General features: G+C 38.1%; 11 protein-coding genes. 1 reads left to right on the top strand and 10 read right to left on the bottom strand.

Features of this window, described 5'->3' with window-relative positions:
• Positions 1 to 53: 53 nt before the first annotated feature.
• The 5 genes from MP622_RS07920 to MP622_RS07900 form a co-directional block, all read right to left on the bottom strand.
• On the bottom strand, positions 54 to 701 hold the full coding sequence (locus MP622_RS07920; RefSeq protein WP_243793333.1) for a hypothetical protein: 648 nt from the start codon (positions 699 to 701) through the stop codon (positions 54 to 56).
• A gap of 74 nt (positions 702 to 775) precedes the next feature.
• Complete coding sequence (locus MP622_RS07915) at positions 776 to 1,471, bottom strand: methionine ABC transporter permease (RefSeq protein ID WP_243793331.1); 696 nt, start codon at positions 1,469 to 1,471, stop codon at positions 776 to 778.
• The gene (locus MP622_RS07910) at positions 1,468 to 2,493 is read right to left on the bottom strand and encodes a methionine ABC transporter ATP-binding protein (RefSeq protein ID WP_243793330.1); all 1,026 of its coding nucleotides are present in this window, start codon (positions 2,491 to 2,493) and stop codon (positions 1,468 to 1,470) included. The genes MP622_RS07915 and MP622_RS07910 overlap by 4 nt, the downstream gene beginning before the upstream one ends.
• 72 nt (positions 2,494 to 2,565) lie before the next feature.
• A complete protein-coding gene (locus MP622_RS07905; protein WP_044739509.1) occupies positions 2,566 to 3,441 on the bottom strand; it encodes a MetQ/NlpA family ABC transporter substrate-binding protein in 876 nt (291 codons plus the stop codon).
• Positions 3,442 to 4,204: 763 nt separating this feature from the next.
• Positions 4,205 to 5,095 (bottom strand): 3-hydroxyacyl-CoA dehydrogenase, encoded by an 891-nt coding sequence (locus MP622_RS07900; RefSeq protein WP_243793329.1) that lies wholly within the window; start codon positions 5,093 to 5,095, stop codon positions 4,205 to 4,207.
• A gap of 198 nt (positions 5,096 to 5,293) precedes the next feature.
• Here MP622_RS07900 and MP622_RS07895 point away from each other — a divergent pair, with 198 nt between their 5' ends.
• Positions 5,294 to 6,421 (top strand): AraC family transcriptional regulator, encoded by a 1,128-nt coding sequence (locus MP622_RS07895; RefSeq protein WP_243793328.1) that lies wholly within the window; start codon positions 5,294 to 5,296, stop codon positions 6,419 to 6,421.
• A 103-nt stretch (positions 6,422 to 6,524) separates the two neighbouring features.
• On the opposite strand, the gene purD is transcribed toward MP622_RS07895, so the two are convergent.
• The 5 genes from purD to prmA form a co-directional block, all read right to left on the bottom strand.
• Positions 6,525 to 7,808: a phosphoribosylamine--glycine ligase gene (purD, locus tag MP622_RS07890; protein ID WP_044739512.1), complete on the bottom strand. Its 1,284-nt coding sequence runs from the start codon at positions 7,806 to 7,808 to the stop codon at positions 6,525 to 6,527.
• A 127-nt stretch (positions 7,809 to 7,935) separates the two neighbouring features.
• Complete coding sequence (gene purH / locus MP622_RS07885) at positions 7,936 to 9,510, bottom strand: bifunctional phosphoribosylaminoimidazolecarboxamide formyltransferase/IMP cyclohydrolase (RefSeq protein ID WP_151504018.1); 1,575 nt, start codon at positions 9,508 to 9,510, stop codon at positions 7,936 to 7,938.
• 92 nt (positions 9,511 to 9,602) lie between these two features.
• Positions 9,603 to 9,872 carry a DNA-binding transcriptional regulator Fis gene (gene fis, locus MP622_RS07880; protein ID WP_001086304.1) on the bottom strand — a complete coding sequence of 90 codons (270 nt, stop codon included), beginning with the start codon at positions 9,870 to 9,872 and terminating at the stop codon, positions 9,603 to 9,605.
• Between the two features lie 391 nt (positions 9,873 to 10,263).
• Positions 10,264 to 11,145, bottom strand: a complete 882-nt coding sequence (locus MP622_RS07875; RefSeq protein ID WP_044739514.1) for a DUF3426 domain-containing protein — start codon at positions 11,143 to 11,145, stop codon at positions 10,264 to 10,266.
• Between the two features lie 18 nt (positions 11,146 to 11,163).
• On the bottom strand, positions 11,164 to 12,066 hold the full coding sequence (prmA, locus tag MP622_RS07870; RefSeq protein ID WP_243793327.1) for a 50S ribosomal protein L11 methyltransferase: 903 nt from the start codon (positions 12,064 to 12,066) through the stop codon (positions 11,164 to 11,166).
• Positions 12,067 to 12,132 lie beyond the last annotated feature (66 nt).

The following is a 12,132-nucleotide window of genomic DNA, read 5'->3' as shown; positions in this document are numbered from 1 at the left end:
TAATTCATTTCTTTGCTTGTTTAAAGAAATAAGCTGAAATGATTTGATAGGCTTTAACATGCAAGCGCTTGCTGAATCGAAAATTGTGCAAGTTTTCCATTTTTAAAACTGAAATTGAGATAGGCCGTATAAGGTGGGCTAAAATCTTGAGGATGTTTCATGAATTCTTTGACTTGCTCGACTTCTAAAATCAGGACTTGAGCATCTCCTTTGGGGTTCATACTTTGTGCACTGTGTTTAAAATCTTGTTTAAATTGCTGCAATGTATACTGCGGTGTAATTTGAGTGTTGTTCACAACTATTTTATCATTCATGTCTTTGCTGTTGTTCCAAGTTAACCACACGCGACCTTTGGTTTGCCCCAATTGCTTGAAATTAGATTTATCCTGATAAAATTGTTCATTTTTGATTTGAGGATTATCTTCTGCAAAAATTTCAAACCTTAAGGTTTTATTGGGCGAGGGATTTAAGCTGTACTCATAATTTCCTGTGCATTCTGAATAGATTTTATTGGTTTTAGTACTCTCTGTTTTAACCAATTTGTTGATTTGATCTGCCGATACGGAAGCATTCAGTTCAATCTGATTCACTTTGATACTGGTGACATAATTATAAGAAATCGCATTTGCATGGCTGATAGTCGAAAGTACACAGAGACTCATTAATATCGTGTTTATTTTCATGGTTAAGTTTGAATTCATTTTGTTGTTATGCTGATTATATAAATTTTAGACCTGAAAAAAGCTCCCATTTCGGGAGCTTTAAAAGATTGGTTTTATCTTAAACGAGACAGCCAATCACCTAAGCTTTGTACCAACTGAACTAAAATCAGCAATACAATGACAGTGAGAATCACCACACTGGTGTCAAAACGTTGGTAACCATAAGAAATAGCAAGGTCACCAATACCGCCAGCACCTACAGCACCTGCCATTGCAGTGGCACCAATCAGGCTAATGGTGGCAGTGGTTAAATTTAAAATAAGCGAACTACGTGCTTCAGGTACAATAAACTTGAAAATGATTTGCCAAGGGCTAGCCCCCATTGCTTGCGCAGACTCAATAATCCCTTCATTCACTTCGAGTAGAGAAGTTTCAATCAGACGACCAATATATGGACCCACGTAAATGGTGAGCGGTACAATCGCTGCCCAAGTTCCAATCGAAGTGCCGACAATCACTTTGGTCAGTGGAATTACCGCAATGAGTAAGATAATAAATGGCAATGAACGTAGGGCATTCACAACTGGATTGAGTAAGTGATACACGACACGATTTGGCAAAATACCATCTGGACGTGTTACCAATAAGGTAATGGCTTGAATAAAGCCCCAAATTGAACCAAATAGCATTGCAAAAAACACCATGTGGAAAGTTTCCTGCATGGCAGTGACAAATTGGTCAATGCTGAGTGAACTATGCCAGAAAGGTGCTGTGAGGTCTGTCAGCCATTGTACGATTAAATCTCTCATTCGCAGACTCCAGATTGTTCAACTTTTACGCCGTGTTGTTCAAAGAAGGCAATAGTGTCTTGAATGATGCTTGGATCGCCCAATAACTGAACAAACATTTGCCCAATGACAGAACCATTAATTTCGGTCATGTTGGCAAACAAGATATTCAAGCTGATATCAAATTGTTTAATTGCGGCTTGCACCACGGTTTCTTGTGCTGAAGTACCCAAGAATTGCAGGCTATAAATACTGTGCTGATTTTGGTTTTCTAAATTCTTCAGAATATTGATTGGCAATTGTTGCTGTAAAACAGTTTGAATGAAATTTTTGGTCGTTGGATGTTGCGGCTGGCTGAAAATATCAAGGGTAGGACCTGTTTCAATCACTTTGCCTTGTTCCATTACAGCAACATAATCACAAACTGATTCAATCACATCCATTTCATGGGTGACCATAACAATGGTAATACCTTGTTCCTGATTGATCTTTTTTAGCAAGGCCAAAACGGACTTTGTGGTTTGTGGGTCAAGTGCAGAAGTTGCTTCATCGCAAAGTAAGATTTTTGGATGATTTGCCAATGCACGCGCAATACCGACGCGTTGCTTTTGACCACCAGAAAGTTCATCTGGATAAGCATCTTTTTTATGCTTCAGATCGATAAATTCGAGTAGTTCATCCAGTCGTTTTTCTCTTTCCGCTTTGGAAAAGCCTAAAAGCTTCAGTGGCATTTCAATATTGGCTGCAACCGTTTTGGTTTGCAGTAAATTGAAGTGCTGAAAAATCATACCGATATTTGCACGTTCTTGACGTAATGAACGTGCATCCAATACTGTAAAGTCGGTGTCACGAATAATGACCTGACCCTGCGTAGGACGTTCAAGCAAATTAATCAGACGGATTAAGGTACTTTTACCTGCACCACTATAGCCAATAATGCCAAAAATACTGCCATCTGGAATAGTCAGATTAATGTTATCCAGAGCACGTATGGTTTGACCTTTGAGCTCGTAGTGTTTTGAAATGTCTTTAAATTCAATCATAGCGTCAAAAACTGTACAAAATGAAAAAACAGGCAAAGTCACTTTGCCTGTTTTGTTTGCAGCATTATATTACTATTTGCTTTCGGTAAGATAGCTAACAGGTTTGTTTACATCAATTTTAGTACCACCAAAGTGTTCTTGAACATATTGTTCTACAGCTTTAGTGTGGTAAAGCTCACCTACTTTCTTCAATACAGGGTCATCTTTACGTGATTCTGCTACCGCTAAAACGTTAACATTCATTTTAGTGGTTTGGTCAACTGGCTCATAGTAAATCGCATCTTTCAATACATTTAAACCACCTTCCATAGCCAAGGTGTTGCCCAATACAATTGCATCTACTTCGTCTTTAACACGAACAGCCGTAGCCATTTGAATTGGTTTAATCACGATGTTTTTGCTGTTCTCTACAACGTCAGCAGGCGTACCTTTTACATCATCAAAACCAGCTTTTAATTTTACTAAGCCAGCAGATTGAAGCAATAACAATGCACGTGATTCATTTGCACCGTCATTTGGAATAGCAATTGTTGCGCCAGTTTTGAATTCATCAAGCTTTTTCACTTTGCTTGAATAAATACCCATAGGCTCAAGGTAAGTCGTAGAAACAGGTGCAATTTTATCTTTATTGTTGGCATTGAAGGCAACAAGATAAGCATAAGATTGGAATGCGTTAATGTCGATTTCTTTATTGGCTACAGCAGTGTTCATTGCCACGTAGTCAGTAAAGTTTTTCACTTCTAGTTTAATGCCTGCCTGTTTAGTTTCAGGAAGGGTCGCAATAAAACGCCAGATATCTGCGTCAGAACCAGTTGAAGCCATCACTACGGTTTGTTCTGTAGTTGTTGCCGCATCAGTTTTGGTTTCAGTTGCAGGAGCTTCCTGTTTGCCGCAGGCACTGAGTGTTAACACAGATGCACTCAATAAAACGCTAAATAGCTTTTTCATGAATATTTCCTAGTACAGACATCATTTCATCGTTTCACATTATAAAGACATGCTAAATAAAAATCCGATGCTCACGATGAATGAAGTTGTCTGATAAAAATTCGGTACTTTGCGATTTCTAGCTATATACAGAGCTAAAAATTCGCTTCATCCCAACAAGACCAAAATAATTTCGTATTTAGAGGATTAGATTATCGCGTTATGATATTGATATCACGTTGCAGTACTGACAAAGCAGATCTAATCTCTCAAAAAGTTACGCTATCATAGCAATAAAACTATATTCAATATAGTGAATAAGAATTCAATGCTTATCATTTTAGGCGCAAAAGAAAGTATTCATTTTTTATAAAAGAATAGTAAAAACAATACATTGTTTTAAATAAATATAAATAATCCATTTATTTTGCTGAAAAAATAAGCTTTATAAGATTTTATCCAATAGACATACGAAAAATGAATAATTTATGTAAATAGCATTAATTGTTTAATATATGAGTGATTGAGTTGATCAATAATTTTAACAATTTTTTATTTTTAAATTGTTGCGTGTGAATTTTTAAGGTTATAAAAAATGAGGGTCTGGTCTTCGGTGTTCTTTAATGTCTACTCAATTGAGAAAATATATAGAATACTTTTGAGCTTTATGAAATAAAAAGGCTTGAGAGGTATAAAAGTCAAAGCGATACCATAAGAAGCATCGCTTTGCTGTATATGGAATATGCGTGTATAGAATTGAATGTTTAATTTCTATACGCAACTTTTATTTTAAAAAGTTAGCAGATTCATACGCAGGATTTGGATAGTTGTAGAAACCTTTGCCACTTGGCATACCTAAATGACCAGGGTTAATAAATTCAACTTCTAGCTTTTGCATGAGTGGAACCATAAGTGGATTGGTATCTACATTTAATTTTGCAACATTATATACAGTGTTAATGCCAATGATGTCTAAGATTGCAAAAGGACCTTTGGGTGAACCAAACGATTTCATCCATGCTTTATCAATAGTTTCTGGTTCTGAAACTTCTTTAATCCAAAGATCTAATGCTGAGATTAAAAATGGAACGAGCATTGAGTTAAGTAGGTGACCTGGTTGTTCTTTATAAATAGGTAACGCGACCATGCCAATTGCTTTTGCAAATTGAACCAAATCATCAAACACGTGTTTATCTGTTTGTTCATGTCCCATGATTTCAGCCATATTGTTGACCCAAATCATATTGGCAAAATGGAGGGCGAGAAACTTCTCTGGTCGACCAGTCAAATCACGGAACTGACTTGGTAATAAAGTAGAGGTATTGGTTGCGAAAACCGTTTTTGCAGGAGCAACTTGGCTCAGTTGCTTGTAAAATTCAGTTTTAATTGCCACATCTTCAGGCACTGCTTCAATTACTAGGTCGGCATCTTGAACAGCTTCTGCAAGGTTTGAATGGTAGCTTAAGTTGTTAAATGTATTGTCCAATTGTTCCTGAGTTGCATTTATATCTCGTTTATAGCATGCGCTTAATTCAGAAAATTTGGCTTTTGCATGGTTAAGTACGTCATCATTAATGTCATAAACTGAGACTTTGAAACCATGAAAAGCAGTTTGAAACGCAATTTGGTAACCTAATACACCACTACCAGCAACAGTTACATTTTTAAAATTCATTCTTGTGTCCTTATATTATCCTTAATGGAAATGGAACATTTATTTCCTTAACCTACGTATTTACAACAGGAGTTCATCCTTTCGAGATGTTGGTCATGCGTGGTTAAATGTCCATTTTTGCTATTGTGCCTTTGAATATTTATGCTAGCTTGACAAAATGAGTCAATTTTTTGACATATTGAGACAAGGATTGTTTAAATGGTTGATTTGGATTTAATACATAAAAAAGATACGCGACAAGATATGGTACATAGCTCAGGTTTGCGTGGCTATGTAGATGTTATGCAGCAGCAACGAATAGATCCGCTGCCTTTATTGGAAAAATATCACATTAATTTAACAGATTTACATGCTGGTAATGTATGGATTAAGCATCAGTTCTTAATACAACTTTTAGAAGAGAGTTCACAAAAAGCCAATTGTGCTGATTTAGGTTTGAGAATTTCCACTTATCAGGATATTAGTGTATTAGGTGTACTTGGACAGATTATACAAAGTGCATCCACATTCCGAGAAGTAATTAAATTTTCATCGGATCTTTTATTCCTGCATGGTTCAGCATTGCGCTTAGAGATGAATGAACATGTAACGACTGATTTATTTGATCAGAATGCTGAAATTATAGAGATTGTTTACGATATACAACTCAAAAATTCAGAAAATATTTTCAGTAAACGTCAAGTTATAGACTTAGGTTTAGCTGTATGCCACCGAGTGCTCGCATATTTGAGTGGTAATCAATATCAACTTTTAAAAGTTTCACTACCACATAGCCCGCTTGCACCATTGAATATCTATAAACGATTTTTCAATGCTGAAGTTGTAGTGGGTCAAAAACATGCAGCTTTATATTTACATAAGGATATGTTGAATATTCAGTTTAATAGTTCAGATTGGGGTTTACGAGAAATTGTGGATAGTTATCTTGAACAAAGATTCCACAATCATCATAGTTCCATTGTTGAGCGAGTTCGTCACGCTATACGCATTCATTTATCAAGTCCCAAAGCGAATAAAGCCGAAGTTGCTCAGATGTTGGCAATGCATCCAAGAAGTTTGCAACGTAAGCTCAATGAAGCAGGTACAAGTTTTGAAGAAATTAAAGAGCAGTTGAAGCGGGACTTACTTTTACAATACTTAGTCGATTCGCAGTTGTCTATGAGCCAAATTGCATCAACACTTGGCTTTTCAGAACAATCTACTTTAAGTCGAGCTTGTAAAAATTGGTTTGGAATGTCGCCTCGAGAGCTTAAAATCAAAGCTTTGAGTTCACAATCAGTATCACAAACCTCTGAACTGGGGGTGAAAAAGAGATTAACTTGCTGAATTAAGTAGATTACTTTTGCTTAAGTTACAACCTTCTTAGGTAATGGGGAAATAAAAAAAACCCGCAAATTAGCGGGTTTTTCTGTTGCCGTATCAATGCGAGTTATGCATTTTCACGTGCAATAGCGCGATAACCAATATCTGTACGATATTGCATACCTGTAAATGTAACTTGACCACAAACTTCTAAAGCATTGACTTGTGCTTCAAGTACGGTATCACCAAGTGCAGTCACACATAAAACACGACCACCTGCAGTCAAAATGTGACCGTCAGCGCTCATTGCTGTGCCAGCATGGAAGATTTTAGTATTTTCTGGAGATTGGCCAAGACCAGAGATAACGTCACCTTTACGAACTGTTTCAGGATAACCTTCTGCTGCAAGTACAATACCAATTGATTTACGTTCGTCCCATTCAGCTTCTGCTGGGAGATTGCCTGCAATACCAGCTTCAACCAAATCGACCAAAGACGATTTTAAACGCATCATAATCGGCTGTGTTTCAGGGTCACCAAAACGACAGTTAAACTCAATTACACGTGGTTGACCTTGCTCATCAATCATAAGGCCTGCATATAAGAAGCCAGTGTAAACATGACCATCTTTTTTCATGCCTTCCACAGTAGGACGCATAATTTCAGTCATGACGCGGTCAAATACTTCTGGAGTAACCACTGGAGCAGGAGAGTATGCACCCATACCACCTGTGTTTGGACCTTGATCTCCTTCAAAGATACGTTTGTGATCTTGTGAAGTTGCCATTGGCAGGATGTTGTTACCATCGATCATACAAATGAAAGAGGCTTCTTCACCAGCAAGGAATTGCTCGATAACAACACGAGAACCCGCGTCACCAAATTTGTTGCCAGCGAGCATGTCATCAATCGCTGCAAAAGCTTCTTCGTTGGTCATTGCAACGATAACACCTTTACCTGCAGCAAGACCGTCTGCTTTAATTACGATAGGAGCACCATGTTCTGTCACGTAAGCTTTTGCTGCATCGACTTCAGTGAACACATCGTAAAATGCAGTTGGAATATTGTGACGCTTTAAGAAGTGCTTAGCGAAAGCCTTTGAGCCTTCTAATTGTGCAGCAAATTGAGTTGGTCCCCAAATTTTAAGACCCGCTTCACGGCATGCATCGACCACACCATTGACCAGCGGAGCTTCTGGCCCAACAACAATCAAATCAACTGCATTATTTTGAGCAAATTCAATAATTGCAGGATTATTTTGAATGTCTAATGCAACGTTTTCACATTTATCTTCAGTTGCAGTTCCTGCATTACCAGGCGCAACAAATACCTTAGTTACTTTTTCATCTTGAGCGATTTTCCATGACAAAGCATGTTCACGACCGCCACTACCCAAAACTAAAATATTCATCGGTTCATACTCCATGAATCGAAAATGACATAAAGTCTTCCGCTGAAGCGCCGAAGACTTTATGCAAGATTTAGAAATCTGTTTTAATTAATACGAATGACAAAGTCATTACCGTCGAAATCCGAAATTAGTGACGGAAATGACGCATACCTGTAAACACCATTGCAATACCCGCTTCATCAGCAGCAGCAATCGTTTCTTCATCACGCATAGAACCACCTGGTTGAATAATGCACTTAATGCCTGCTTTCGCTGCATTATCAATACCATCACGGAATGGGAAGAATGCATCAGAAGCCATTACAGCACCTTCAACCACTAAGCCTGCATGTTCAGCTTTAATGGCTGCAATACGAGCTGAGTTTACGCGGCTCATTTGGCCTGCACCTACACCAATTGTTTGGCGGTTTTTTGCATAAACAATTGCATTAGATTTCACATATTTTGCAACTTTCCACGCAAAAATTAGGTCATCAATTTCTTGTTCAGTTGGCGCACGTTTAGTTACGACTTTAAGATCATCTTTGGTGATCATACCTAAGTCTTGGTCTTGAACCAATAAACCACCATTCACACGTTTATAGTCTAACTGTGGAGCACGTTCATCAATTGCTGGTAATTCACCACAAACTAATACGCGAACATTTTTCTTCGCGCCAGTCACTTCAAGTACGCCTTCAGCAATACTTGGTGCAATGATCACTTCAACAAATTGACGGTCAACAATTGCTTGAGCAGTTGCAACATCTAACTCGCGGTTAAAAGCAATAATGCCACCGAAAGCAGATTCGGGGTCAGTTGCATACGCAAGATCGTAAGCTGTTTGAATGCCATCTAATGAAACTGCAACGCCACATGGGTTAGCATGTTTCACAATTACGCACGCTGGTTTAGCGAAAGATTTTACACATTCAAGTGCAGCATCTGTATCTGCGATGTTGTTATAAGAAAGCTCTTTACCTTGAAGCTGTTTTGCAGTTGAAACAGAAGCTTCAGTTGCAGCTGGGTCAACATAGAAAGCAGCAGATTGATGCGGGTTTTCGCCGTAACGTAAATCTTGAGCTTTATTTAATTGCGTATTGAAAGTACGTGCAAATTTGTCTGCTTCACCTTCTACTTTGCCTACACGAGCACCTAGGTAAGAAGCAATCATGCCGTCGTATTGAGCAGTGTGTTCGAAAGCTTTTACTGCTAAATCAAAACGAGTTTCATAAGACAGCGCACCATTTGCTTTAAGCTCAGCAATAACAGTGTCATAGTCAGAAGCATTTACCACAATACCAACAGATGCATGGTTTTTCGCAGCAGCGCGAACCATTGTTGGGCCACCGATATCGATGTTTTCAATTGCATCTGCAAGTGAGCAGTTTGGTTTAGCGACTGTTGCAGCAAATGGATAAAGGTTCACAATCACCAAGTCAATCGCATCAATGTTGTGTTCAGCCATTACTGCTTCGTCTAGACCACGACGAGCTAAAATACCGCCATGAATTTTTGGATGTAAAGTTTTTACACGCCCATCCATCATTTCTGGGAAACCAGTATGCTCTGAAACTTCCACTACAGCGATATTGTTGTCTTTAAGCAACTTATATGTACCGCCAGTTGATAAAATTTCTACCCCAAGAGCAGAAAGGTTTTGAGCGAACTCAACAATGCCAGTTTTATCGGAAACAGAGATTAATGCGCGTTTAATGGTCATGATCTTCGTCACAGTTATCAAGGATTAAAACAAAAAAAGCTAAAAATAGCAGGTAAAAAAAATGCCCGCGGAAGCCGCAAGCATTTTATCATTTATTCACTCATTAAACCGTGAGCTTTCAACTTTTTACGTAAAGTACCACGGTTCAGTCCAAGAATCTCGGCAGCGCGTGTTTGATTACCACGTGTATACTCAAGAACTACAGATAAAAGAGGTTTCTCCATTTCTGCTAGCACCATGTCATAGACCTGAGAAGGTTGCTCGCCTTGCAATTGAGCAAAGTAATGGCGAACTGCGCGATCTACGTGAATACGTAGAGCAACATCAGATTGTGCAGTAAAAATAGGAGATTTGCTATTCATGCGAATTAATCCGAAAAATCAGATACCGCTTGGGTAAAGCGATATATTAATGTTGTCTATAAAAATAAATGAACTCCGTTTTAGATCCTAAAACGAGGAGTTCTAAAACTCGTACATTTAGCTTGCCACAAACTAGCTATTTTGATCAAAAAACATACGTAACAATAATTTAATATTTGTTACTGATCAAAATCAAAACAAAAAATAGATACCCTACGCATTATCTGGAATAAAGCGCATTGGCAAAACTAGTAGTTGTTGTGAAAATTAGCGAGGAGTTTGCAGCACAAAGCTTTCGTGGCGCGTATGATACCATTGTCTTAGAAAAAGTGAGCAAGAAAACTGCATTTTTTTTACTTTTTTTTTACTTTTTTTGTAGTTTTTTCATTTTTTAAGGTCCAACAATTTCTAAACTATAGTCATCAAAGCTTTTTCGATCGACTGGAAGCTCAAAATGGATTTTAAAAGGCCTTTTTTGAGGGATGCGCTCAATACCGACCAAGTTGTCTGCCAAATATTCTTTGGGTTGAAGCGTAAAGTTACCTGTTTCTGCTCCTTGTTCACGTAAGATAACCTTTAAGGTCGGTAATGGAAGGCTCTTATCGTGATAATTGATTAATTCACCTGTAAATAGTGTTTTATTTTTTGCTATACGCTTCGCTTTTACTTTGTTGGTACTAATGAGGGTATAGTTTTCTTGTTGTATTTCACATTTGAACAAAGCGCAAACTTGATTAAAGCTCGCAGCTAATTTAGGGCTACTTCTTAAGTACTGAGGATTAAACCAAAAGAATTGGAACAATAATAATAGAATAAGAGCAATATTGATGATGCCCCACATGACATAGTACATCGGGGTGCGAGGTTTGTGGTCGAGATCTTTTTCTGCAAGGTTAAGGGCAGGAAAGTTGCCGATTGGATCGGTACTGAAATAATTGAGATTGTTCAAATATGTTTTTAGATCAATATTTGAGTGTTCAATTTTTCGATCAAAAATCTCGAGTAATTGCTGACGATTCGATAAAGAATGTTCAAAAGCAATATTCGACATTTGCGGACGAAAATCAATATCTTGATTGGATGAATCAAAATGATCTTCCGAAGCTGGATAAGTCGAAAGCTGGCCAAATGGCTGATTGATCAAATGCGTTAAAGCATTAAACGTGGTTGAACACTTTGGGCAACAAACCATGCCCTGAGCAACAGTCAGTTGAGCCACAGAGACTCGATAAATTGTTAGACACTCAGGACAGCTGGTTTGTTTTTCGCTCATAGTTTTTAAGTTAGATAGTTAGGCTTTGTGGCGTTTGCCTGAAATACGGCACCAGTTTTCTTCACGTTTTTCAACTTCTAATATATCAAAAAATTCTGAGTAAATACTAGAAACATCAGCAACTTGCTCTTCGATTACACCTGCAAGTGCGAACTCTGCCTCATATTTTGTTAAAGTTGCAAACTCTGGTGCAAGAGCCATTAGCGGACCTGCTAAAATATTTGCAACTAATACATCCGCTTTTTGGCTGCCAAACGTTTCATTAAACTCATCAGGTAAGCCCACAAAAATTTTGTCGAGTACACCATTTAACTCAGCATTTTGTTGAGTCGCCAATACCGCTTGCGGATCAATATCTGTGGCGTAGACTTTTTTAGCACCCAATAATAATGCTGCAACACCCAGAATACCTGAACCACATCCGTAATCGATTACGACTTTATCTTTGAGGTCGGTTTTGCCAAGCCATTGTAAACACAGGAACGTGCTAGCATGGTTACCCGTACCAAAAGCTAGACCTGGATCAAGTTTAATGTTCACAGCATCTGCTTCAGGTGGCTCTAACCATTCAGGCACAATCCAGAATTTTTCACTGATTTGAATTGGTTCGTAGTAATCCATCCAAGATCGTTCCCAAACTTGATCTTCTAAGAACTCGCTACGCAAAGGTGCATCAGGCATTTGTGTACGAATGAAGATTTCTAATGCAGCGACATCAATTTCTTCATTTTCTTCTTGTGCATAAATACCTGTCACAATCACTTTATTCCAAAGTGGTGTTTCACCCGGAAGTGGCTCAAGTAAGTCTTGATTTTCAGCATCGTCCAAAGTCACGCTCACTGCGCCCAAAGAACTTAATAATGTTTCTGTAAAATCGACTTGTGCTTGATCAACAGTAATATGAATTTGTAACCACTTCACGGAATAACCCAAACTTTGCTTTTCTAAAGCGCACATTGTAACTGAGAGCAGCATTTACAGCTACAC

The sequence above is a fragment of the Acinetobacter sp. PK01 genome (genome assembly GCF_022819285.1).
In the GTDB taxonomy this organism is placed as follows: domain Bacteria; phylum Pseudomonadota; class Gammaproteobacteria; order Pseudomonadales; family Moraxellaceae; genus Acinetobacter; species Acinetobacter tandoii.
This window is presented reverse-complemented; position numbering and strand designations above follow the sequence as displayed.

Excerpts from the sequence above, each read along its gene's own strand:
- MP622_RS07920 (WP_243793333.1), bottom strand. The coding sequence starts at position 701 with ATGAATTCAAACTTAACCATGAAAATAAACACGATATTAATGAGTCTC.
- MP622_RS07915 (WP_243793331.1), bottom strand. The coding sequence starts at position 1,471 with ATGAGAGATTTAATCGTACAATGGCTGACAGACCTCACAGCACCTTTC.
- MP622_RS07910 (WP_243793330.1), bottom strand. The coding sequence starts at position 2,493 with ATGATTGAATTTAAAGACATTTCAAAACACTACGAGCTCAAAGGTCAA.
- MP622_RS07905 (WP_044739509.1), bottom strand. The coding sequence starts at position 3,441 with ATGAAAAAGCTATTTAGCGTTTTATTGAGTGCATCTGTGTTAACACTC.
- MP622_RS07900 (WP_243793329.1), bottom strand. The coding sequence starts at position 5,095 with ATGAATTTTAAAAATGTAACTGTTGCTGGTAGTGGTGTATTAGGTTAC.
- MP622_RS07895 (WP_243793328.1), top strand. The coding sequence starts at position 5,294 with ATGGTTGATTTGGATTTAATACATAAAAAAGATACGCGACAAGATATG.
- purD (WP_044739512.1), bottom strand. The coding sequence starts at position 7,808 with ATGAATATTTTAGTTTTGGGTAGTGGCGGTCGTGAACATGCTTTGTCA.
- purH (WP_151504018.1), bottom strand. The coding sequence starts at position 9,510 with ATGACCATTAAACGCGCATTAATCTCTGTTTCCGATAAAACTGGCATT.
- fis (WP_001086304.1), bottom strand. The coding sequence starts at position 9,872 with ATGAATAGCAAATCTCCTATTTTTACTGCACAATCTGATGTTGCTCTA.
- MP622_RS07875 (WP_044739514.1), bottom strand. The coding sequence starts at position 11,145 with ATGAGCGAAAAACAAACCAGCTGTCCTGAGTGTCTAACAATTTATCGA.